Origin of the sequence: Sphingomonas sp. SKA58 (assembly GCF_000153545.1) — a bacterium.
GTDB classification, from domain to species: Bacteria; Pseudomonadota; Alphaproteobacteria; order Sphingomonadales; family Sphingomonadaceae; genus Sphingobium; species Sphingobium soli.
Genome location: NZ_CH959307.1, coordinates 1 through 23730, shown reverse-complemented (window position 1 = coordinate 23730; position 23730 = coordinate 1). Strand labels below are relative to the sequence as shown.

19 protein-coding genes, 1 tRNA gene and 1 pseudogene are annotated in these 23730 nt (G+C 63.0%); 9 read left to right on the top strand and 12 right to left on the bottom strand.

Annotated elements, in window-relative coordinates:
• The first annotated feature begins 137 nt into the window (after positions 1-137).
• Together SKA58_RS09440 and SKA58_RS09435 are read left to right on the top strand one after the other, a co-directional pair.
• Complete coding sequence (locus SKA58_RS09440; RefSeq protein ID WP_009822186.1) at positions 138-905, top strand: energy transducer TonB; 768 nt, start codon at positions 138-140, stop codon at positions 903-905.
• Between the two features lie 18 nt (positions 906-923).
• Positions 924-1607: a Fe2+-dependent dioxygenase gene (locus SKA58_RS09435; RefSeq protein ID WP_009822185.1), complete on the top strand. Its 684-nt coding sequence runs from the start codon at positions 924-926 to the stop codon at positions 1605-1607.
• A gap of 12 nt (positions 1608-1619) precedes the next feature.
• Here SKA58_RS09435 and aguB read toward each other — a convergent pair whose 3' ends face one another.
• Positions 1620-2468, bottom strand: coding sequence for an N-carbamoylputrescine amidase (gene aguB / locus SKA58_RS09430; RefSeq protein WP_009822184.1), 849 nt, complete (start codon positions 2466-2468; stop codon positions 1620-1622).
• Between the two features lie 16 nt (positions 2469-2484).
• Entirely contained in the window at positions 2485-3471 is a 987-nt protein-coding gene (locus SKA58_RS09425) for an agmatine deiminase family protein (protein WP_009822183.1), read from the bottom strand.
• Between the two features lie 99 nt (positions 3472-3570).
• Between SKA58_RS09425 and SKA58_RS09420 the strand changes: the two genes are divergently transcribed.
• Complete coding sequence (locus tag SKA58_RS09420) at positions 3571-4032, top strand: DUF6265 family protein (RefSeq protein WP_009822182.1); 462 nt, start codon at positions 3571-3573, stop codon at positions 4030-4032.
• Positions 4033-4046: 14 nt separating this feature from the next.
• Here SKA58_RS09420 and SKA58_RS09415 read toward each other — a convergent pair whose 3' ends face one another.
• Positions 4047-5729, bottom strand: coding sequence for a M28 family peptidase (locus tag SKA58_RS09415; protein WP_037542913.1), 1683 nt, complete (start codon positions 5727-5729; stop codon positions 4047-4049).
• A gap of 133 nt (positions 5730-5862) precedes the next feature.
• Here SKA58_RS09415 and SKA58_RS09410 point away from each other — a divergent pair, with 133 nt between their 5' ends.
• Positions 5863-7842, top strand: a complete 1980-nt coding sequence (locus SKA58_RS09410; protein WP_009822179.1) for an alpha/beta hydrolase family protein — start codon at positions 5863-5865, stop codon at positions 7840-7842.
• 11 nt (positions 7843-7853) lie between these two features.
• Here SKA58_RS09410 and SKA58_RS09405 read toward each other — a convergent pair whose 3' ends face one another.
• The 4 genes from SKA58_RS09405 to SKA58_RS09390 all read right to left on the bottom strand — a co-directional run bounded on the left by SKA58_RS09405 (position 7854) and on the right by SKA58_RS09390 (position 10871).
• Positions 7854-8717 carry an FAD:protein FMN transferase gene (locus tag SKA58_RS09405; protein WP_009822178.1) on the bottom strand — a complete coding sequence of 288 codons (864 nt, stop codon included), beginning with the start codon at positions 8715-8717 and terminating at the stop codon, positions 7854-7856.
• A gap of 110 nt (positions 8718-8827) precedes the next feature.
• Positions 8828-9658 carry a DUF4198 domain-containing protein gene (locus SKA58_RS09400; RefSeq protein WP_037543307.1) on the bottom strand — a complete coding sequence of 277 codons (831 nt, stop codon included), beginning with the start codon at positions 9656-9658 and terminating at the stop codon, positions 8828-8830.
• 8 nt (positions 9659-9666) lie between these two features.
• Positions 9667-10197, bottom strand: a complete 531-nt coding sequence (locus tag SKA58_RS09395; RefSeq protein WP_009822176.1) for a DUF2271 domain-containing protein — start codon at positions 10195-10197, stop codon at positions 9667-9669.
• Positions 10198-10211: 14 nt separating this feature from the next.
• Positions 10212-10871 carry a PepSY-associated TM helix domain-containing protein gene (locus tag SKA58_RS09390; RefSeq protein WP_009822175.1) on the bottom strand — a complete coding sequence of 220 codons (660 nt, stop codon included), beginning with the start codon at positions 10869-10871 and terminating at the stop codon, positions 10212-10214.
• Positions 10872-11153: 282 nt separating this feature from the next.
• Here SKA58_RS09390 and SKA58_RS09385 point away from each other — a divergent pair, with 282 nt between their 5' ends.
• Positions 11154-12092 carry an MlaA family lipoprotein gene (locus tag SKA58_RS09385; RefSeq protein WP_009822174.1) on the top strand — a complete coding sequence of 313 codons (939 nt, stop codon included), beginning with the start codon at positions 11154-11156 and terminating at the stop codon, positions 12090-12092.
• 49 nt (positions 12093-12141) lie between these two features.
• On the opposite strand, the gene SKA58_RS09380 is transcribed toward SKA58_RS09385, so the two are convergent.
• Positions 12142-16803, bottom strand: a complete 4662-nt coding sequence (locus SKA58_RS09380) for an NAD-glutamate dehydrogenase (protein ID WP_009822173.1) — start codon at positions 16801-16803, stop codon at positions 12142-12144.
• A 272-nt stretch (positions 16804-17075) separates the two neighbouring features.
• Entirely contained in the window at positions 17076-18374 is a 1299-nt protein-coding gene (locus tag SKA58_RS09375; protein ID WP_009822172.1) for a PAS domain-containing protein, read from the bottom strand.
• 156 nt (positions 18375-18530) lie between these two features.
• Here SKA58_RS09375 and SKA58_RS09370 point away from each other — a divergent pair.
• Positions 18531-18606 (top strand) — tRNA-Thr (locus SKA58_RS09370).
• Positions 18607-18804: 198 nt separating this feature from the next.
• A complete protein-coding gene (locus SKA58_RS09365) occupies positions 18805-20070 on the top strand; it encodes a tyrosine-type recombinase/integrase (RefSeq protein WP_009822171.1) in 1266 nt (421 codons plus the stop codon).
• 298 nt (positions 20071-20368) lie between these two features.
• Here the strand turns inward: SKA58_RS09365 and SKA58_RS09360 are convergent, their stop codons facing one another.
• The gene (locus tag SKA58_RS09360; RefSeq protein WP_009822169.1) at positions 20369-21211 is read right to left on the bottom strand and encodes an oxidoreductase; all 843 of its coding nucleotides are present in this window, start codon (positions 21209-21211) and stop codon (positions 20369-20371) included.
• A 48-nt stretch (positions 21212-21259) separates the two neighbouring features.
• Here SKA58_RS09360 and SKA58_RS09355 point away from each other — a divergent pair, with 48 nt between their 5' ends.
• Positions 21260-21859, top strand: coding sequence for a TetR/AcrR family transcriptional regulator (locus SKA58_RS09355; RefSeq protein WP_009822168.1), 600 nt, complete (start codon positions 21260-21262; stop codon positions 21857-21859).
• Between the two features lie 334 nt (positions 21860-22193).
• Complete coding sequence (locus SKA58_RS09350; RefSeq protein ID WP_037542912.1) at positions 22194-22592, top strand: VOC family protein; 399 nt, start codon at positions 22194-22196, stop codon at positions 22590-22592.
• A gap of 167 nt (positions 22593-22759) precedes the next feature.
• Here SKA58_RS09350 and SKA58_RS19475 read toward each other — a convergent pair.
• Positions 22760-22879, bottom strand: a pseudogene (locus SKA58_RS19475) (IS3 family transposase); the annotation flags it as partial.
• Positions 22880-22980: 101 nt separating this feature from the next.
• Positions 22981-23730, bottom strand: a 750-nt coding sequence (istB, locus tag SKA58_RS09345; RefSeq protein ID WP_009822166.1) for an IS21-like element helper ATPase IstB, incomplete at its 5' end; no start/stop codon positions are given.

The window sequence follows — 23730 nt, the reverse complement described above, 5'->3', positions numbered from 1 at the left end:
CGTAGGTTTGGGCCGCGAGCGGCGGATCAATTGGCCTTGGCTCGATCCGCCGCCCCATTTTGTTGGCTTGCAAACGCCGCAATTGATTCGCATTAGTCTTCGCGCTATCGCGGGCTGACGGAAAGGGAGGCGCTGTCATGCTGCAAGCGGCAAGCGAGCCGAGCGATACGGACGATGTGGCGATCATCTTCGAGCCAGTGGTGAACGTCGCCAGCGTTCGGACCATGTCGCAACGGTCTGTGCCGGGTGAACGCTACGGAGTCCGTTCTCGTCCGAATGTGCCCGTGATCATTGCGATCCTGTTGATCCACATCCTGCTGATCGGCGCGCTGGTGCAGATTCGCAGCCATGTTACCAAGGCGCAGGATGCGTCACTGACTGTCGTCAATCTTAGTCCGCCACCCCCGCCGCCCGCTGAGGAAGCGCCGCCCCCGCCGCCGTCGCGGCCCGAAGTGGTCGCGCCGCCGCCGATCGTGCAGACACCGGTGCCGCCGGCACCCCAGATACGCACGACACCGGACGTATCGCCTCCGCAATCTCCAACACCGGTCGCGATCGCCGTTCCTGCTCCTTCGCCGGTCGTCGCCGCGCCGGTCGCGGCGCCCAGCCTGGTCCAGGGGGGCGACCTTGGCGCGCAGATGATTGCCGGCAAGCCGCCCCGTTATCCGGTTGAAAGCCGTCGCAAGCGGGAGCAAGGCACTGTTGTCTTGACCCTGACATTGGGTCTGGACGGTGCGGTTGAAAATCTGGTCGTTACGCAGAGCAGCGGCTTTTCCCGGCTCGACAAGGCTGCCAGCGAAGCGGTGCGCGGCTGGCGCTGGAAGCCGGTGCTGCGCAGCGGCCAACCGGTGCGCGTGCGTGGCGTCGTGGAAATCCCCTTCATCCTGCGGACCGACGCCGCCTGACGGACAGCCCTTCACCCCATGCTCATCCCCATTCCCGACCTACTCGACGCTGCCGGCGTCGCCGCCATTCGCGACTTGATCGACGCCGCCGATTGGGTCGATGGCAACATCACCTCCGGCCACCAGTCGGCCCTCGCCAAGCATAATCTGCAATTGCCCGAAGACAGCCTGGCCGCGAAGCGAGCCGGCCAGATGATCCTCGACGCACTCGGACAATCGCCACTGTTCATCGCGGCGGCGCTGCCGCTGCGCATCTTTCCGCCGCTGTTCAACAGCTATGCGGGTGGGCAATCCTTTGGCGTCCATGTCGACAATGCCGTGCGCATTCAGGCCGGTACGGGCTTTCGCGTGCGGTCTGACCTGTCCGTTACCGTGTTTCTGGAACCGCCCGAAGCCTATGAGGGTGGCGAGTTGACGATCGAAACCCAGTTTGGCGTGCAGCAGGTGAAGCTGCCGGCCGGGCACGCCGTCCTCTACCCTTCATCCTCGCTCCATCGTGTGGAGCCGGTGACAAGCGGGCGACGGGTTGCCAGTTTCTTCTGGCTCCAGTCGATGATCCGCGACGATGCGGCGCGGCAGATGCTGTTCGACCTGGATCGCAGCGTCCAGGGTATCGCCGCGCAGCTGGGGCAGGATCATGTGGAAGTCATCCGCCTGACCGGCGTCTACCATAATCTGCTGCGGCGCTGGGCCGACGTCTAGGCCGCGCGCGGCTCAGATGTCCTGCGCGATGCGGCCATACAGGTCCGGCCGGCGATCGCGAAAGAAGCCCATGCCCGCGCGATGGATGCGCGCGCGTTCCAGGTCGAGCGTTGCGACCAGCGCACCATGGTCCTTTGCATCCGCTTCCGACACATAGTCGCCCCATTCGTCGCTGATGAAGCTGTGGCCGTAGAAGCTCTGGCCGTCTTCCTCACCAATGCGATTTGCGGCGATCACCGGCATGCAATTGGACACGGCATGACCGATCATCGCCCGCCGCCACATGCGGCTGGTGTCAAGGTCCGCATCATAGGGTTCGGAGCCAATGGCGGTAGGGTAGAAGAGCATTTCGGCCCCCATCAACGCCATGCACCGTGCGGTTTCGGGATACCATTGGTCCCAGCAGATGCCGACGCCGATCGTGCCATATCGCGTCTTCCACACCTTGAAGCCGCTATTGCCAGGCCGGAAATAATATTTCTCCTCATAGCCCGGCCCGTCGGGGATATGGCTCTTGCGATAGACACCCATGATCTCCCCTTGATCATCGATCATGGCGAGCGAGTTATAATGATGGTGGCCGTCGCGCTCGAAATAGCTGGTGGGGATATAGACGCCTAGCTCTTTCGCCAGCTTGCGCATGTCCTGCACGGCGGTGTGCTCGTCCGTCGGCAGCGCGTTGGCGAACAGCGCTTCGTCCTCTAGGCGGCAGAAATAGGGGCCTTCGAACAATTCCGGCGGCAGGATGATCTTGGCCCCGCGCATCGCCGCCTTGCGCACATGATCGGCGACCAGAGCGATATTGTCAGCCCTGTCGTCGGAAAAGGAAAGCTGAAGTGCGGCGACGGTAACCTTGGTCATTCTGTTTCCCGATAGATCAGAGCGATGGCATTTGCTGGCTGCAGCAATGAAAGCTGCCGCCTCCCGACAATATGGCGTCGCTGCGCAATCCTACAATCTCCCGACCCGGAAAGAAGGCGCGGAAGGCGTCGAGCGCCGCTTGGTCGTTGGGCTGGCCATAAATGGGCACGATGACAGCGGCGTTTCCGATATAGAAATTCATGTAGCTTGCCGGAATCGGCTCGCCATCGACCAGCACAAGCCCGGGCGAGGGGACATCCACTACCTCCAGCCCGTAAGCCTGTGCGCGGGCGCGCGCGTCGGCGTAGATGGCGGCATTGGGATCGTCCGGGGTCGTGGCGACGGGAAGCGCCAGAACGCCCGGCGCAACGAAGCGCGCCAGATTGTCGACATGCCCGTCGGTATGATCGTTGCGCAATCCGTCGCCCAGCCACAGCATGTCCGACAGGCCCAGGCTTCCCGCCAGCAATGTTTCGATCTTCCCGCGATCAAGGTCGGGATTGCGATTGGGGTTGAGCAGGCATTGCTCGGTCGTCACGAACAGGCCCGTGCCGTCGGTGTCGATCGCCCCGCCTTCGAACACCCAATTTTGTGTTGACGTGGGAAGGCCGGTGGTCGCCGCCAGCCGCGCGCCGATATCCTCATCGCCCGGCATTTGATATTTGCCGCCCCAGCCGTTGAAGCCGAAATCGACCAGCGCGCGTCCGCCTGTGCCGTTCAGGACGGCGATCGGCGCGGTGTCGCGCAGCCATACGTCGCCGAGGTTCGCGACAACGATGCGGACAGATGCATCGACCATTGCGCGGGCGGCCTTTGCGTCCTCTTCATGGGCAACGACCAGCCGCACCTGCTCGCCCTTGCCGCCGCAATGCAGGGCGTTGGCAAAGGCGGCGATCTGCTGGCGTGCGCCATCGAATGCGCCGGGCCATTCGGCAGGGTTGGTCGGAAAGCCGATCCACGTCCAGTCGTGCGGCGCCCATTCGGCGGGCATGCGGAAGGTCATGTGCAATATCCTTGCCCGGCCTGACGCGCCGGATCATGATGGGTCGGAAAGGGTGCGCGCTCCATAACGCGCGATCACGGATCTGGACAGAGGGTTGCGATGATGAAGGCGGGTATCCCGACAGTGGCGATGGCCTTGCTGCTGTCGCTTTCGCTGTCGGGCAAGGCATGGGCGGACGAACTGCCCGAATGGCTGACTGGCGAATGGGTCCAGCAGCGCGGCGATCGCTGGGCGGAGGAAGTGTGGACGCTGCCGCGCGGCGGCACGATGATTGGCGTTGGCCGCAACGGGCGCGGCGAAAGCCTGCTGGGCTGGGAGGTCATCCGCATCGTCCGCGATGGGGCGGGCGATGTGATGCTCTATGCCGCGCCCGATGGTGGACCGGCGACGCCATTCAAGCTGGCCGAGCAGGGGGTGCGCGACATCAGTTTCGCCAACCCCGATCATGAGTATCCGCAACGCATCCGCTATTGGCGCGAAGGACGCCTGTTGATGGCGGAAACGTCGCGGATGGATGGGTCGCAAACCCAGAGCTGGACCTATTCCCCGGCCGGGAAATAGGTCCTTGCGCTGACTCATTGTCCGGCGCGATCCTTGTCGCGGATGGCGCGGAATTCATCGCCTTCAACCCAATTGGGCCATTCGGTGGTTTCGGCAAGCGCGCGACCCACGTCATAATAGAGTTTGAGGTCAGCCGCGACACCGCTCCAGTCCCAATTGGGATCATATTCGTCCTTGGGACCATGATAGCGGTTCTTGGTATAATCCTCGGCCGCCGCCATGCCGGCGGCGGTGCCGCCATTCACCAGATCCTCGCCGCCTTCGAAATAGAGCATCGGCAGACCATGCTTGGCGAAGCTGAAATGGTCCGAGCGATAATAATAGCCCTTCTCTGGCGTCGGCTCCACCGTCGCGACCCGGCCCTGCGCGGCCAGAGCGCGGTCCAGATAGGCGTCTAGCTGCGACTTGCCCTTGCCAATCACGACGACATTCTTTGCCAGACCGGCGACACTGAGCGCGTCCATGTTTACGCCGCCGACGGTCCTGGAAAAGGGGAAGACGGGGTTTTCGCCATAATAGGCCGACCCCAGCAGCCCCGATTCCTCCGCCGTCACCGCGAGGAAGACCTGGCTCCGGTCGGTCGGGCCAGCCTTCATATTTGCCTCCGCCAGGGCGACGAGCGCAGCCGTGCCGGTGGCGTTATCGACCGCGCCGTTGCAGATGTCGTCGCCGTCGGGCGCGGCCTGGCATCGGCCCAGATGATCCCAATGGGCGCTGTAGAGCACATATTCGTCCGGGCGCGTCTTGCCGGGCAGCAGCGCCACGACATTCTTGGAACTATGCTTGCGCAGGTCATTGTCGAAGGAGACGTTCGCCTTGACGCCCGCCAGCGGCACTGCCTTGAATCCGGGCTGCTTGGCGGCACGCATCTGCGCGTCCAGATCCATGCCCGCGCTGGCGAACAAGGCCTGCGCCTTGTCCTTCTGGATCCAGCCGATCGCGGCGGACTGGTCGGCATTGCCGTTGGCGCTGTCGGCGACATGCTGCGCACCGGTCCAACTGGACTGAACGACGTTCCAGCCATAGGCGGCAGGCACCGTGTCGTGCACGATGATCGCGGCGGCGGCGCCCTGTCGGGCCGCTTCCTCATATTTGTAAGTCCAGCGGCCATAATAGGTCATTGCCCGCCCGTTAAAGGTGCCATCGAGGCCCGACGTCTCATAGTCGGGATCATTGACCAGGATGATGACCGTCTTGCCCTTCACATCGACGCCGGCATAATCGTTCCAGCCCTTTTCGGGCGCGTTGATGCCATAACCCACGAACACGACCGGGCTGTCCTTCACCGCGATATGCGGCTGGGCCGTGCGATAGGTGCCGATCACCATTTCCGGGCCATAGGCGGCGGTGACGGGGGTATTCCCGTCACTAAAGCGCAGCGGCGACACATTTTTTGCGGTGATTTCGACCAGCGGGACATCCTGAAACCAGCTGCCATTGTTACCGGGCTTGAGCCCCAGCCTGGCGAATTCCGACGACAGCAGCGCCAGCGTCTTCTCCTCCCCGGCCGATCCGGGCGCGCGGCCTTCATAGGCGTCCGAGGACAATTGCTGGACCAGCCGTTTCATCATGTCGATGGATGGCGTCACGCCGGAAGCAGCAGGCTGAGCCGACGCGCCTTCTGGCGGCGCGTCGGACATGGTGGTGCAGGCCGGAAGAGCCAATATGGCGGCGATCGCCAGAATGGAACTGCGCAAGACTATGTCCCCTTTTCTTATCGGTAGAGGGGTGATGCCACTGGGCAGCGGGGAGAGCAAGCAAGCCGTTGCCAATATGTCCGCCTTGGCTTAGCCACCGGACTCGAAGGGACTTTGTGGGGGAATATTGGAGATGAGGGGAATCGCGAAAGCTGCGTGCATCGCGCTCTGGTTGGCGGGATCGGCGGCCACGGCTTTGGCGCAGGGGCAACCCGATGCCTTGGCCAAGGCCTTTGGCGCGCGTGAAACCATTTCGTCGGCCAGCCTGTCGCCTGATGGCCGAACGATCGCGCTGATCGCTTCGGGACCCGGACGGACAAGTCGCGCCTATGTTCTTGAGGCGCGCGAAGGCGCTGACATAAAGGTCGTGGCCTCGACCAGCGGTCGGCCCGAATATCTCCAGCGCTGTGACTGGGTATCGGCCGACCGTCTTGCCTGCCAGATATTTGGCGAGCAGCGCTATGGCGATGATGTCTATGGCTTTTCCAATGTCTTTGCCGTCAGCGCAAATGGCGCAGACACCAAATTGCTGAGCCAGCGGCGCGGTGCGAATGCGCTGAGCTATGATTTCAGGGGCGGCGATGTGATCGATCTGCTGCCCGGCGATGAGGACGCCGTTCTCATGACACGATCCTATGTGCCCGAAGCCACGGCTGGCAGCCTCATTGAAAAGAAGCTGGAAGGGTTGGGCGTTGACCGGATCGACACCCGCAGTGGCTCGGCCAAGCGGATCGAATCTCCTGATAAACTGGCGGTCGATTACGTCTCTGACGGGCAGGGCCAGGTCCGCATCATGGCGCTTCAGGAAAACCGCACGTCCGGTTATGCCAAAGGCACCTATAAATTTCTCTATCGGCCGGTGGGAAAGTCGGGATGGAGCAATTTGTCCCTATACGATACGCGGGACAATAGCGGTTTCTACCCGGTTGCCGTCGATCCGACAAAGAACGTCGCTTATGGGTTTGAAAAGATGAATGGTCGCGATGCGTTGGTCACGGTCGCGCTGGATCCTGGTCGTGCCAAGACGGTCATATTCTCGCGCCCAGACGTGGATGTGAGCGCGCTAATCCGGGTGGGTCGCGACCGGCGCGTCGTCGGCGCCAGCTACGTCACCGACCATCGCCAGGCAGTCTATTTCGACGAACAGGCAAAGGCGCTGGTGTCGTCGCTGGGCAAGGCATTGGGCGGCAAGGCCATCAACATCAGCGACATGAGCAGCGACGGCAACCGCGTCCTGATCTGGGCCGGCAGCGATGTCGATCCCGGGCAATATTATCTGTTCGATCGCGCAGCGCGAAAATTGTCTCCGGTCATGCCTGATCGCCCAGAACTTGCCGGACGCACGCTCGCCGTCATGCAGTCGATCCAGTATCAGGCGGGCGACGGTACGATGATCCCGGCCTATCTCACGCTTCCGCCCGGCAAAGAGACGGCAAAGGGCCTGCCGGCTATCGTCCTGCCCCATGGCGGCCCGGAAGCGCGGGACGAATGGGGTTTCGACTGGATGGTCCAATATTATGCGGCACGCGGTTTCGCCGTGCTGCAACCGCAGTTCCGTGGTTCGGCTGGCTTTGGCGAGGCATGGCTGATGCGCAACGGCTATCGTTCGTGGCGGACGGCGATCAGTGACGTTGTCGATGCCGGGCGCTGGCTGGTGGCGCAAGGCATTGCCAACCCCGATAAGCTGACGATCGCGGGCTGGTCTTATGGCGGGTACGCAGCATTGCAGGCGCAGACGGTCGATCCTGCGCTGTTCAAGGCAGTGGTGGCGATCGCGCCGGTGACGGATTTTGCCGATCGGATGCGGCGCAGCCAATATAGCGCCGACTATCTGCTGCAACAGCAGCGCATGGGAACCGGGCCGGAGGCTGCGGAGGCGTCCCCGTCCAATCATGCCGCCGCATTTCGCGCACCTGTGCTGATGTTCCACGGCACCGACGACAGCAATGTCGACATAAGCCAGGCGCGGATCATGCAAGCCAAATTGCAGGGAGCCGGCAAGCGCAGCCAGTTGATCACCTATGACGGATTGACTCACAGCCTGACGGACAGCGATGCCCGCGCGGACATGTTGCAGAGGAGCGCAGATTTCCTGATGGCCGCTGGAAAATAGCGCCTGTTTTTCTACGCCAGCATCATTTCAAGCGCCGGGGTCAGATGTTCGCGCGGTCCGTTATCGGTGCGCACGATCATACGGGCGGCGAGGCCATGTTCGCGCGCGAGGCTCAGACCTTTTCCGGGGCCGGCGACAGTGATCGCCGTAGCCCAGGCGTCCGCCATCATGGCGCTGTCGTGCAGCACGGTGACGCAAGCGACGCCATTTTGGATCGGCGCGCCTGTCCCGGGGTCGATGCTGTGGGACAGTCGCTTGCCCGCGACCATATGAAAACGCCGATAGTCGCCTGAGGTGGCGATCGCCAGTCCGCTTAGGGCCACGCGCATCGGTGGCAACGCCATGCCGGGTGGCGTTTCCATATCCACCCACCATGGCTGGATATCCGGCTTGACGCCTGCCCCCCGCAATTCGCCGCCAATCTCGATCAGGAAATTGGCTGCCCCCAGTGCTCGCAGGGCGTCGGCCACGGCATCGACGGCAAAGCCCTTGGCGATGCCCGAAAAATCCAGCGCCACATCGGCAAGGCGGCGAGCGCCATGATCGCCCAATTCAACAGAAGTGGCGGCGCTACCGCATGCGGGCGCTTCGTCGGCGACGTGCGGGCCGAAGCCCCATTGACCGACCAGTTGGCCAAGGGCGGGATCGAACGCGCCGCCCGACAATCGCGAAATGTCCATTCCGGTGCGAAGCACTGTCATCATTTCGACAGGCAAGGTCATCCAGGCGCCGATCGGCTGCCGGTTGAAGCGGCTGATGACCGAATCTGCGTCCCAATTGCTCATCTGGGCGATGACCATGTCCAGCTTCGCTCTTATGGTCATTTCCGCATCTGCCGGCGGATCGACGACCGATGCGGACCATGTCGTACCCATCGTCGGGCCGGAAAACCCCGTGATCGCACCCCGCCTTTGCCTGCCGCGGAAAATTTCGGGCGACAGGCCTGGCGCGATCGCGATGCGAGGGGCGGTCGTGCCAGTGACGGTCAGGGCGCCTGCACCTCAAGCGTCGTGACGTAGGAGGCCCGCCGCTGGCTTGGCGGTGCATCGGCTTCGCCAGCGCCTTCGCGCCGGCCGCCCACAGTGGCATTCAGCCAGAACATGCCAGGTTCCGGCCAGGTAACGGCAATCTTGCCGTCCTGGTCGGCGGTCAGGTCCATCTGCCCCAGGCTGTCGCGGTAGCGAATGCCGCCAGGGATCACTGTGACGCTCAGGCCCGATGCCGGCTTCCCGTCTAGCAGGAACTGAAAGGTCGCCGCTTCGCCCGCAACAAGATCATTGGGATGCGTGACCGGCACCATTTCGATGCCGTCGCCCGTCGGTGTGAACAGATTGGTGGTGGGCGCACCCAAGGTCACGAAAATTTCGTTGCGGTTGATGGAGTCATTGGCCTGCACGTCGGTCGCGCCTGCGGGAAGGGCACTGGCCAGCTTGTCCCTGGTGATGCCACGGGGCAAGCGTTCCCGCTTCCCGTTCAGCATATAGCTGCCCATCAGGCGGTTCGCCACCGAGGCGATGCGGTAGGTTCCAGGCTTGGTCAAATGGACGTCGAACGTCGAGCGGTAGCGGCCCTTGGCGGCGTTTTCGATCGTCCCAGCGGCACCATCCGGCTCGGTAACGACGATGCCATCTATCGGTAGCGGGAAATGCTCGAAATAGAACAGGTCGTTGGAGATGGCGGCGTCGACCGTGACCCAGCTTTCCGTGCCCGAAAGCGATGTCGCCGAAGGCAGCATCCATTGGCGATGCGCCTGCGCCAGGCCCGGTGTCAGCAGCAACGCAGCAATTGCTGCGGTCCATAAAGTCCTTTTCATCATCGCCCCCTTCATTTGCCGAATGTCAATGTGATAGCGCCCAGTTCGCTTGCGCCCTTTGCCCGGACGGTCGTCCCGGGCTTTGGCGGCCAGGCGAAAGGCAGGCGCAGCACTTCACGTCCGCCCACTTCACGCGCCGCTTCAACGATCATCGTGTAATTGCCGGGTGTCAGAGACCCGAGCGGCCCCTTGCCCGAAGTGAAGGCGAGCTTCTGTTCGCCAGGTGCCCGGGTCGCGCCAGTCACGCCATCGGCCGGGAACGTCATCGTTCGACCCGAGGCCCGCCACCATTGCCGCACATCGCGCAGCCATTTGGCGCCTTCGCCATTGCGCATGTCATAATCATACCAGACCGACAGGGTGCGTGGTGTAGCGCCCTGCTTTTCGATCCACACGGCGACATAGGGTCGGTGATATTCGGCGACGGTGAGGCGCGGGATGGTGATGGACATGGTCAGCGTTTGAGCGTGGGCGGGCAAAGCGGCGGCACTGGCCGCCCCGGCGGCCGCACCGGTCAAAAGCAAGGAGTGACGAAGCTGCATGGGTGATGATCCCTTCAATGAATGAAGATGATGGCGACGATGGCCGGGATGGCGAGGCCGGCAGCCACCAGCGGCCATGTGCTGGGACGCCTGCGGGCATGGAGTTGCAGCAGCAGCAGTCCGGTGAGCGCGAACAGGAAGCAGGCCACAGCGAAAATATCGATAAACCATTTCCACGCCGATCCCGCGTTGCGGCCCTTGTGGAGGTCATTGAGGTAACTGATCCAGCCGCGGCTCGTGCTTTCGCTTGTCACCTTGCCGCTATGGCGGTCGATTGCGACCCAGCCGTCTCCACCGGGGCGAGGCAAGGCCAGGTAGACTTCGTCCGCCGACCATTCGGCATCGGCCCCGCTGCTTTGGCCCATTTCCTTATCCAGCCACAGCCGCACGCCGTCGGGCAACGGCTTTTTGGCGTCCGGCGCGTCACTGACGGCGATCTGCGCCAGCAAGGGGGCGGGCAGGGTGCCGCTCCGCTCAACAATAGTGGGCGCGCCTTCGACGTCGGCGGCGTGGTTGAGAGTGATGCCAGTGAAGGCGAACAACAGGAGCCCGATCAGGCTGACGGCCGAACTGATCCAATGCCAGCTGTGCAGTTGCTTCATCCAGAAGGCCTTGGCGCCGCGTCTGGTCTTTTCCCCTTTGCCTCTGCTTGGGGTGTGGGAAGTGCCATGCATCGAGATAAGTCGCCCCGTATCAACACCGTCGCAATAACGCGAACGACTCGCAGTTGCAACGGATTCTCGCCGGCAGGAACGTCATAGCGGGAAATGCCGCTCATCGCGCCGTGGAAAGCCGATGATCCACCGCGTCGCACCAAGTCGTTTTCTTGACGTTATGATGTTGTCGGTCTAGCGCCGACACGCCGGATGCCGGAAAGCTACGATAGGCGCACGCATTGCGGTGCCATCTTACCGGCGCGCTTTTGCGAACAGAAGCGGTGCCTTTCTGGGAATATTATGATGCTGATACCGGCCGTTGCTGCGGGAATGATGATGATGGGGACTGCCGCGCAGCAGCCCGATCCGCAAGGGACGGGCGCTTTGTCGCGGGCGGACCAGACCGCGCCAATGGCCGTCCATCCGGCACCGGCCGGTCCGACAGTCCAGCCGACAGAGGGTCAGCCCGCGGATGAAGACGTGGTCCAGGATATCGTCGTGACCGGAGAGAAGGGCGCGCCGCCGGGCGATCCGATGGAAAAGCTCAATGCCAAAAGCTTCCAAGCCGTGCAATCGGTCGACAAAGCGGTCGTGGAGCCAGTGGCCAAGGCGTATAATAAGGGCCTGCCGCGACCGGTGCGCAAAGGGCTGCGCAACTTCTTTTCCAACATTGGCGAGCCGATCGTCTTTGCCGCCTATCTGCTGCAATTGAAGCCGGGCAAGGCCGCCGAAACAGCGGGGCGCTTTGGCGTCAATTCGACGCTGGGTTTCCTGGGCCTGTTTGACGTGGCGAAGCGCAAGCCGTTCCATTTGCCCCATCGCAACAATGGCTTGGCCAATACGCTGGGCTATTATGGTGTCGGTCCCGGCCCTTATATGTATTTGCCGATCGTGGGCCCGACCACATTGCGGGATATTGTGGGGGATACGGTCGACAAGATGATCCTGCCCTTGTCCATCGGCGAGCCGTTCAATCAGCCGACCTACGTCATTCCGGCCACGGTGCTGAACCAACTAGGCGAACGCGCAGCATTTGACGAGACGATCCAGAAATTGCGCAAGGACGATGATCCCTATGCCGCCTATCGCGATTTATATCTGAAACAGCGGCAGGCGGAGATCGACGCGTTGCATGGACGCGCTCCGGATGAACCCGTCGTGCCTGTCTATGGGCCGGGGATCCCGACGCCGAAAGACAATGGCGCATCGTCCGGGGTGGCCACGCCTGCCGTAGATTGAGGAGGTTGGCCCGGGAGGCAGGCGCGCCTGCCTCCCGGCGTTCGGGACCTCAGCGCCCCAGAAGGCCGCGCGCCTGGCCCGCAATCTCCGCCAACATCGCCACATTGGGGTTGGCCGCCGCCTTGGCGCGCTGCACCAGGCTGCGGAACTGGCGAATGCGGGCTGCCTTGGCTTTCAGCCATTGTTCGACATGGTCCGACACGTCCATGGCGGATGTCTGCGCCAGAAAGTCCAGTCGCACCTGCTGCATGTCGCGTGCGACGCCGAAATCAGCAGCTTTCCCATGGATCGGACGGCTCCATCCGAGCCGCGGTGGACTGGACCAGTCGATGCCGACCGCTTCGCCCAGATGCGTGAAGGCACGGGTGAGGGCGACTTCATTCATGTCCATGCGGGACGCCAGAGACGCAATGCCGACCGCGCCGTCCAGCTTGAACAGACCCGCCGCGCGCCGCGCCAGAGGTTCGGGCGCGCCCAGTCCAAGCAGCCGGTCGGAGACACTAGCGGTGCGACGCTGCGCCTCACTGGTCAGCAGCTCATCGACCTGTTCGGCCAGTTTTTGCACGCCAGGCGCCAACCGTGCATGACCCTGCGCCGGCAAGGTTCCCGTCGGGAGGGCGCGCAGGATATCCGCGATCTGGGCGCGCATCCCGCTGGCAATGGTCGCAAACAGACCCAACCGTGCGTCCTCACCCATGTCCGCGCTGTCGATATCGGCCCAGAGATCACGAATGCCGTATAGCCGTTCGGCGATCAGGAAGGCATTGGCCAGATCCGCAAGTGAGCAACCTTCTTCTTCGGCCAGTTCGAACGGATGGATGAGGCCCAGGCGGTTGACGATGCGGTTTGCCACCTTGGTCGCGATAATCTCCTTGCGCAGTGCGTGCGCGGCGATGGCGTCGGCTTCCTTTTCCTGCATGGCCGGGGGGAAAGCGGCCATGAGTTCGTCGATCATGCTGTCGTCATTGGCTAGATCGCCATGTTCGATCGCATCTTGCAACGACAGTTTCGCGGTCGAAAGGAGGACCGCCAGTTCGGGCCGGGTAAGCCCCTGACCATCCTGCCCGCGCCGCAGCAACTGGTCGTTGGCGGCAAGCCCTTCGACCTGGCGGTCCAGCCGGCCGGATTCCTCAAAGGTTTCGATCAGGCGGACATAGCTGGCAAGATCGTCATTACCGCCCGCTTCGGCGATGGAAAGGCCAAGAGCCTGGAGCCGGTTATCCTCCAGCACCAGGTCGGCGACCGCATCCGTCATGCTTTCCAGCAACGCGTTGCGCGCATCAAAGGGAAGGCGGCCTTCCGCCATTTCCTTGTTCAGGGCGATCTTGATATTGACCTCATTATCCGAGCAATCGACGCCAGCGCTGTTGTCGATGAAGTCGGTATTGATGCGCCCGCTCCTGAGCGAGAAGGCGATGCGTCCCGCCTGGGTGACGCCCAGATTGGCGCCTTCGCCGATTACGCGGACCCGCAGTTCCTCAGCGTTGATGCGCAGGCGATCATTGGCTGGATCGCCCACGTCGCTGTGGCTTTGCGTACTCGATTTCACATAGGTGCCAATGCCGCCAAACCAGAGCAGGTCGGCCGGCGCTTTCAAGATCGCGGAGATGAGCGCGGACGGCTCCATTTCCGTGTCCGTGACGTCGAGAATGGCCTGCATCTCCGGGGTGAGGGCAATGCGCTTGAGGCTGCGCGAAAATACGCCGCCACCCTTGGAGATCAAAGACTTGTCATAATCTTCCCAACTGGACCGGGGAAGCTGGAACATCCGGTTGCGCTCCTCCCAGCTGCGCGCGGGATCGGGCGTCGGATCGAAGAAGATGTGGCGATGGTCAAAGGCAGCGACCAGCTTGATCGCCTTGCTCAGCAGCATGCCATTGCCGAACACGTCGCCCGACATATCGCCGCAACCGACCACGCTGACCGGTTCGTTCTGAACATCGATGCCCATTTCGGCAAAATGGCGCTGCACGGAAATCCATGCGCCACGGGCCGTGATGCCCATCGCCTTATGGTCGTATCCGTTGGAGCCGCCGCTGGCGAAAGCGTCGCCCAGCCAGAAGTCCCGATCCTGCGCGATGGCGTTGGCGACATCGCTGAAGGTCGCGGTGCCCTTGTCAGCGGCGACCACGAAATAGGGGTCATCTCCGTCCCGCACTACCACCTCGGTGGGATGCTTGACCTCTCCCTTGACGATATTGTCTGTGACCGACAGCAAGGCGCGGATGAAGATGCGATAGCTTTCGGTGCCTTCGGCGAGCCACGCGTCGCGATCGGCCTGGGGATTGGGCAGCTGCTTGGGATAGAATCCGCCCTTGGCCCCCGTTGGCACGATCACGGCATTCTTGACGCGCTGCGCCTTCATCAGGCCCAGGATTTCCGTGCGGAAATCATCGCGCCGATCGGACCAGCGCAGGCCACCGCGCGCAACCGGGCCGGCGCGCAGGTGGATGCCCTCGACGCGCGGGCTGTAGACCCAGATTTCGCGCCAGGGCAGGGGAGCGGGCAAGCCGGGAATCTGCGCGCTGTCGAGCTTGAACGCCAGCGCTTCGGAAGCGGCCGACCCATAGAAATTGGTGCGCAACGTCGCGCCGATGACAGCGCGCAGCAGGCGCAGGACCCGGTCTTCATCAATCGCCGTGACTTGCTCCAGCCCCGCGTCGATGGCGGCGTTGGCTGCGGCGATGCGATCGTCGGAATCCGCCTGTGCTGCGGGCTCATGGAGCGCTTCGAACAGGGCGACGAGGTTCATCGTGACATCGCGCGCCCGACGCAGCGTTTCAGCGAAGGTCGCCATGCCATAGGCGACTCCGGTCTGGCGCAGATAGCGATAGAGCGCGCGGAACAGCACGACCGATCGCGGCGACAGGCCGGCTGTGACGATCAGTTCGTTGAAACGGTCGTTTTCTGCACGCCCTTCCAGCACCTGGGCGATCGCCTCAGTCACGATTTCGGCGCGATCGACCACCAGCTGCGCGTCGCCGCCCGAGGGCAATTCCAGCACAAAGCGCTGAACATGGCCAAGTGCGCCGCCGTCGATAGGCGTGGTCATTTCCTCAATGACGCGGAACCCGAAATTCTCGAACGCGGGCACGACTTCGGACAGGGCTGTCGTATCGTGGCTGTAGAGTTTGAGACGTAGCCGCTCGGCGCAGTCTTCCGGATTGCGGTAGACGCGGATGGATTTGTCGCCAGGTCCGGAAAGACCATGGATCAGCCGAATGTCGACCGCCGCCTCGGCCGGACCGGCGCCATTGCGATAGGCCAGCGGGAAGCCGGCGGCATAACGCTGCGCCATCGCGGCGGCGCGGCCGGGTTCTTCGGTTAGCGCCAGCGATTCCTCGACCGCGGGCACCCATCCGCGCACCATCTGCTGCAATTGATGATCGAGTGTCGGTGCGTCCGGGACGGTGCCGCCATCGCGCAGGTCGAGCGTGATGCGCAGCAACGCCAAGCCGCCCTCTTCAAGCGCAATCGACCAGCTGAGCACCGGACCATTGGCGGCGCTGGCGAGCATATTCTGAATGGCGACGCGGCGCGCGGTCGACAATTCATCGCGCGGCAGCCAGACGAAGGCATAGAGATGGCGCGCCAGCGCACTGGTCGCGAGCGCCAGCTTGGGACGCGGGCGATCCGTCAGCGACATGAACGTCAGGGCCAGCCGCTCCAGCGTGTCGCGATCAAAACCGATGGTGATGTCGTGGGGCAGCGCCGTCAGCGCGTGGGCAAGCGTCTTGCCTGCATGGCTCATCGGCTCGAAGCCGAATTTGTCCATCAGCGTCGAAAGCGCCGAGCGCAGCAGCGGCACCTTGTCCGGCGTCGCGGCAAGACCCGAACTGGTCCACATGCCCGCATGAATGGACAGCGCGGTTACGTCCTTGCCGGAACGTACGGGCACGATGACGAGATCCAGCAGCACGTGCCGATGCACACGCGAAAGCCGGCTGGACTTGATGATCAGTGGCGTGCGCTTGCCTTCCTCAAACCAGGAAAAGGCGGCGTCCAGAGACGCTGGCGCAACCAGGGCGCGGTCGTGGCGGGTGCATATGCCCAGTGCCGCGTTGCTGCTGCCGTCACGTGCGACGACCTCATGCCCGGTCTGGGTAAAGTGGCGGGCAAGGAACCAGCGCAGCAGCGCCGCCCCCTCCTCATCGGCGACAGCGTCCGCGTCGGCCGTCATGGCGGCTTGCATTTGCGCCCAGTCCGCAACGGCCGCGCGCACGTCCGCCAATGTTTCCGTAAGCGCTTTCTCCAGCGCCCGGCGCGCCTTCGCATCCGCCCGATCCGCTTCGATGTAGATCATGGATTCGCGCCGGGCGCCCGGCGCATCATCGTCCAATATGGCGGTCAGAGCACCGCCGGCATCGCGCTCGACCGAGAGGATGGGATGAAGCAGGCGATGGATGGTGATGTCGGCGGCGGCAAGCGCGTTGGCGATGGAGTCCACCAGGAAAGGCATGTCATCATTGATGATGGCCAGCCGCATGAACCGGCCGGTCGCGCCTTCGCCCAGTGTTTCGATGACGATTGCCGGCTCGCCGGGGCGCCGCCCGTTGGCGACGCGGCCCAGGAAGGCCCCAGCCGCAGCGAGCGCCGCCTGATCCAGTCCCTCGCTTTCACCCGGGAGCGCGCCCTTGCTCAGCGCGCCTTGCAACGCCTCCAGGATGTTCTGGTCAACGTCCTTATTCTTCGCTTCCACCAGCGCCGTCATTCGCTCACCTCTCAACAGCGGTCTTCACCCGCTCTAGTCTGAACGGAGGAGGCGCTGGATGGCCGCCATGCGACTCCTCGGCTCGGGATCGCTTATATGCGCTGCACGGCAGAAACGCTCAAGTATCGAACGAAATAAAATTTCGGAATTGTGAAATAATATGATGCAGCGCAGCATGCGGCACCAACTGGCGCCGCGCGATGCCCGGCCTCTATTACGTGACTAAGTTACGATGTCGAGAGGCGGGGCCTGGCGTGCGCCGATGTGAGCTGTCAACGCGATGCGGCGACGATGACCCGCTGGCCCAGATCCGAACCTTCCGGCAGCGCGGCGACGATCGACAAGCTGCCGTCTTCTTCGCGGCGGGCGACAACAACGGCCAACCCATCTGGATCGGTACTGACCGCAACAGGGTCCAGCGCCGCAGCCGACTTGATGACATCGCGCGCGGTCTGGCGGCGATCGGGACGCATGGGCGAGGCGGCGCGTCGCTTGGCGCGCTCGTCACGCACCACGGCCTTGAGGCCGCCGACATAGGCCGTCAGATAGTCCGCCAGCATCCCGACGCCCAGTCCGCTGCCCAGCGCATGCTCCAGCGCTGTCGCATATTCGGTGATGCGTGTCTTGTCATAGGTGGCGCCGAAGACGAGCTTGATGACCGCCGTCATCGGGCTGCGCGCCTGCGCCTTGACGCCATAGTCGGCAAGCAGTTCTGCATAGTCGTCGGGCCGGGCGCGGGCGACCAGGGCGAAATCATAGCAAAGGCTGACGGCGCGGTAGAGCGCGGCATGACTGCGTGCTTCGCTGATGCGCACACGAGCCGCGCCGTCGCGGGCGAGGGCGAGCCAGTCGGCCAGGGAGGCATCGTCGGCCGGACATTCCATGCCGGCCAGGTCGAGCGTATCTTCGTCAATTTCATCGGGGGCCGTGGCCATCGCATCGCTTGCGGGACCATCGGCCCAGATCGGCGTGGCGGCTCGCGGCGTTGGAGCGCTCCGCAACGCATCGCCCACTTCCCGCTCCAGCCCGTGCAGCATGTCACTGCTGACGGTTTCCTTCCAGTTGATGACGCCGAACACAAAGTCGATTGTGTCACCGTCAGAAGAGAAGGGCATCAAAATGCCGCGATAAAGGATTTCGGCGTCGCGCTGGTTGATGAATTCCGCTTCGAAGCCGATCGGCGCGGCGTTGGCGATGATCTGGAGATAATGGTCGGTCAGCCGAGAGAGCAAGGACCGGGCAGGCACATCCTGGATATAGTCGATGGTGCCTTCGATCGCACATTCCTGGCGCAGCGCTGAGCCAAGATAGACGATGGCGGGGTTTTCCAGGCCCGTGCTGAAATCCAGCAACACGCTGTAAGGCCCGAAATCCTCAAGCTGGTCCGGCGCCAGATCCTCGATCGAGGGCAGCGCGCGGTCGCCCAGCAGCGATGCCCAGTAATTATAGGCCCGCACCTGCATCCGGCGCTCATCCGATCCGACAGCGGGCGGGCTTTCGATCGCGGCGTCGTCGCCATCGTCGAAATCATCCTGATCATGGGCGACGTCCTGTCCCCGCAGAGTGTCCATCCAGTCGGTTCCTGTCCTACCGCAAAGCCTTGGCCGGACCGCGATTGTCGCAGGGGATGGTAAAGAGGGGGTAAATGGAGAGCGCAAGAAAAGCGGATGAGAGGATGATTTGCCCGCTTGTCCAATCGCCCAACCGCTGTTATCTGCCCCGCCATCGCCGCTTTAGCTCAGTTGGTAGAGCACATCATTCGTAATGATGGGGTCACGTGTTCGAGTCACGTAAGCGGCACCAGTACCCCCTCCGCCAGCATCCGTTCAGGGTTGAAAAAACGGCGGAAATCTGCTAAAAATTCCATCTTTCAGGTCGGGTGCGTTCGCCGCCGTCCACCCCCATCCGTGCCCCGCTGGGGGTATTTTGTGGGGGTATGACCCCAAGGCGCGAATCTCGATACCCCCTGAAGCGATTTGTAGCAGATGGGATGACATCGCGATGGCGCTTTCGGATGCGAAAATCAGGGCTTTGAAGCCTAAGCCCAAGCCGTTCAAGGTGGCGGACGAACGCGGGTTGTTCCTGCTGGTCAGCCCTGGCGGCAGTCGACTGTGGCGTGTGAAGTTCCGGATCGACGGCCTGGACGCCAAGGGCAAGTTCAAGAAGATAGAAAAGCTGCTGTCCTTGGGCGCTTATCCGGACATCTCGCTGAAGCGCGCGCGGCAGCTTCGGGATGAGGCCCGCGAAACGCATGCGGCGGGCCTTGACCCCAGATTTGAGAAGCAGAAGGCGAAGGCTGCCGCTCGGATAAGCGCCGAGAACAGCTTTTCCAGGGTAGCCGAGATGCTGTTGGAGAAGCAGGAGCGCGAAGGGCTTGCCGAGGCGACATTGGTGAAGCGACGTTGGTTCATCAAGCTTGTCTTCCCGGTCCTGGGCAAGCGCCCCATTGCCGAAATACAGCCTCTGGAAATTCTGCTTGCCCTGCGGCCCATCGAGAAGAAGGGCCGGCATGAAAGTGCCAAGCGCGCGCTCAACTTCGTCGGGCAGGTTTTTCGCTATGCCGTGGCCTCGCAGCTGGCGCCTGCCGACCCGACGCGCGATCTGCGCGGCGCGCTGACGACGCCGAAGGTCAAGCACCATGCCGCCATTCTCGACCCCGATCAGGCGGGCGAGTTGCTCAGGGCGATCGACGGCTACGAAGGACAACCGATCACCCGCTGGGCACTCCAACTCTCGGCGTTGCTGTTCGTACGGCCCGGCGAGCTAAGGAAGGCCGAATGGGCCGAGGTGGACGCCGTGAAGGCCGTTTGGCGCATCCCGCCATCGAAGATGAAGGGACGTGTCGAACATCAGGTTCCGCTATCGTCACAAGCGCTGGCTGTCTTCGAGGAGGTTAGGGGGCTGACAGGGCGGGGCAGATATGTCTTCCCCTCGATCCGGAGCACAGCCAATCCCATGTCCGAGAATACGATCAATGCCGCCTTGCGGCGGCTCGGCTATTCCGGCGACGAGATGACCGCGCATGGGTTTCGATCCATGGCTTCCACCCTGCTGAACGAAAGCGGCAAATGGCACCCGGACGCTATCGAACGCGCGCTGGCGCACAAGGACACAGATTCGGTTCGGGCGGCTTATGCACGCGGTGCCTTCTGGAATGAGCGTGTCGAAATGGCGCAGTGGTGGAGCGATTATCTCGATAGTCTCAAGGGCGAGCGAAAGGTTTTAAGGCCTGATTTCGGGCAACGGACGTCTGCGTCTTCCTCCTGACCTTGGCTTGACGGGCTGTCGCATCTATCCGGGCGTACCCGTTGGCACCGAATGTCGCCCTCCGATATCGACCCTTTGTCGTCATTCAGCCGCCAATTCTCGTTCCTAGGTGCAGTCCGTCCGCTAACCGGCAGGTCGCGACCAAAACACGCCATACCGAACTGGACGCGAGAATGGCTTTTTCCGCCTGAACCGGCCCTCTCACACGCCTGTCGGCGCGCTTTCGGCGTTTCGCCAGAATCGCGCCGATAGCGAGGCTATGCGTTCGATCTTGCCCGCGCCCAATCACACGCGTCGCTCACGCCGAAAAACTGGTCGACCGAGACAGCGCGTTCCACGCCGTCATCTCGGCCCGCATCGCGTCGAGCTTGTGATCAACTAGCCCAAGCGCATCCTCGCCAAGGAACAGGCGTACCGGCGGGGTATCGGCCTCGACCAGCCGCAGCACGGCTTGCGCCGCCTTCGCCGGATCGCCTGGTTGATTGCCGCTCTTGGCCTGACGCGCCGAGCGGATCGGGTCCATCACCGCATCATAATCGCCGATGCTGCGCGGCGTGCGATCCATCGACCGGCCCGCCCAATCTGTGCGGAACTGGCCGGGAGCGAGCGCCGTAACACGGATGCCTAGGCCGGCAACCTCTTTGCCCAGCGCCTCCGAAATGCCCTCTAGTGCAAACTTGCTGCCGCAGTAGAAGGTGATGCCGGGCATGGTGATGAAGCCCCCCATTGAGGTGACGTTGATGATGTGCCCGGCACGGCGCGCACGCATGCCCGGCAGCACCGCCTGCATCATCGCGACAGGACCGAAGACGTTAGCGGCGAACTGGCGCTGGAGATCGTCCATCGAGGATTCTTCCAGGACGCCCTCGTGGCCATAGCCGGCATTGTTGACGAGCACGTCGATCGGCCCGGTCGCCGTCTCGGCACCGCGTACGGCGTCTGGGATTGCCGCAAAGTCGGTAACGTCGAGCAACAGCGGATGTGCGCGATCGGGCTTAAGGGCTGCAAAGGGGTCGGCATCTTCGGCGCGGCGCACCGTTCCAATCACCTTGTGGCCCGCAGCGAGCGCGCCTTCGGCGAACGCGCGGCCAAGGCCTGAGCTGACGCCGGTGATGAGGAAGGTCTTGGGGGCGATGGTCATGGGCGACTCCTGGTTGCATACAAACTATATCATGATATAGATATGAGAATGACCCAGAACAAGTGCAACCCACCCACTGGCCTCCAACGCGGCGCACCCGTCCGCACCCGCATCCTCGATGCAGCCGAACATCTGATGCGACAGGGCAAGGCTGACTTCTCGATGCGCGACCTCGCTTCTGAGGCTGGGGTAAGCTTCGCAACGCCGTTCAATCACTTCGGCAGCAAGGCCGGAATCATGCAGGCCCTGTCAGGCCGACGGATCGATGCGATGGAGGCGCGCTACCGTGCCGCATCGCCCCCCGGCGACGCGGCGGCGCGTGTCGGCGCGGCGGTGGACATTGCCGCCGCCGTGATGCTTGAAGAACCGCTGGTCAGTCGCGGCGTCATGGGCTGGCTGGGCACCCCGGCGCCCGATCCCGGCTTGGTCGCGGCGCGGTCGGCCGCCTTGTGGGCTCTCGCCCTGGATGACGGCGACGGCCTCAACGCAGCGCGGCGTTCGGAAGCCCTCACCGAATTGCCGCAGCAGCTCGCCTTCGCTTTTCGCGGAGTCCTGTCCTTTTGGACCGCTGGCGAGCTGGCCGACGCCGCGCTCGCGCCGCAGGCGCGCGCGTTGGCGATGACGCTACTTGGCAGCTATGGTGGATGAGCGGCAGACCGGCTCTTTCAGGAACGCGAAGGGCTACCCCAGCGAATGTCGTGTTTCGGGAGGACCCGACGTTCGGGCGGCCCAGGCAGATCGGCCGCTTTGTCCCAAAATCCGGCGGTAGCACCCGGCGGCAGTCCAGATTTCGCCGTTCGCTAAACGGGACGCGAACGTCCGGATTTGACGGGAGCTGCCGATCGATCCTCATGAAACCGACGGTCGGCAGCCGCCCCAGTAGCGGACATTCCGAGGGCTCGGGGGTGACTGCGGATCATGTGCCTGTTAGGTGAGATCGCTAATGGCGATCGGAAGTCGATCAGCCTTCAGGAGAGTATGCGTGCTTTTTCACACCATGGTCGGATCGAACGACATTGAACGGTCCAAGCGCTTCTACGACACGGTGCTCGCCACCTTGGGTGCAGGGGAAGGGACGAAGAACATCGCCGACAGCGGCCATACACGTCTGATCTACAATAACGGCAACGGGACCAACTTCATCGTCAGCCAGCCGATCAATGACGAACCGGCAAGCGTCGCCAACGGCAGCACCGTCGCCTTTTCCTGCGACTCGCCCGAGCAGGTGAAGCAGCTTCACGATACCGCCGTTGCTGCTGGCGGGACCTCGATCGAAGCTCCGCCCGGACCGCGCGAAACTGCCTCCATGGGCACCATCGAACTGGCCTATTTTCGTGACCCCGACGGTAACAAATTGTGCGGAATTCATTTTCCTGCCTGATCCGTCCGGCACCAGCCCGCCTCTGACCCCTAGCGGACCTCGATCATGCGATCCAGCGAACGTCCGTGTTCCCGACCCCAAAAGCCAGCGCACTTTCCCGATAGCTGCCCGGTTGGTGGCGAGGTAAAGGGTCTGATCTGCCCCCACCGAGTGGACCGATTGGTTTGTTAGTTCATTAAGCTCATCGCCGCCATATCCGGACGGAGGTGGAGCGAAGCGGAACCGGAGGCCGGATATGGCGGTGTCGCCGTTTCCGGTGCCGGCGGCCGGTAGCCCAGGCTGCTATGGTATAGCGCGACGATCTGGATGAGAGGCGGGCGTCAATCAGGATGAGAACAGATTGTCGCGACTGTTCCTGTTTGGCTGTGTTGATTGACGCTGGCAAGAGCTATTGGGCGGGTTGATTGTCGCGGAGCGACATTTCGTCGACGGCTTTGATTGTCGCGTAGGTTGGTGGTCTGCCGGCCTTTGATTGTCGCTGGATGGCAGCTCGGCGGCGGTAGCTCTCGACGTTCATCTCGAAGATGGTGGCGTGGTGGACAAGGCGATCGACAGCTGCCAGCGTCATGGCAGGATCGGGGAAGATCCTGTTCCATTCGCCGAAGGGCTGGTTTGCCGTGATAAGCATGGACTTGCGTTCGTAGCGGGCACTGATCAGTTCGAACAGAACAGAGGTCTCGGCCTGATCCTTGGCGACGTAGGCCAGATCGTCGAGGATCAGCAGATGATATTTGTCGAGCTTGGTGATGGCAGCTTCGAGCGCGAGTTCGCGACGTGCGACCTGGAGCTTTTGGACAAGGTCAGAAGTGCGGGCGAACAGGACGCGCCAGCCATTTTCGATGAGGGCAAGGCCGATGGCGGCGGCGAGATGGCTCTTTCCTCCGCCCGGCGGCCCGAACAGGATGAGGTTGGCGCCCTGTTCGAGCCATCCATCGCCAGAGCACATCGCGGTCACCTGAGCGCGCGAGATCATCGGCACAGCATCGAAGGCGAAGCTGTCGAGGGTTTTGCCCGCAGGCAACCGGGCATCGCTCAGATGCCGTTCGATCCGACGTCGATCGCGCTCAGCCATTTCATGCTCAGCGATGGCAGCAAGCAGGCGTGCACCAGGCCAGCCCTCCTTGTCAGCCCGTGCGGA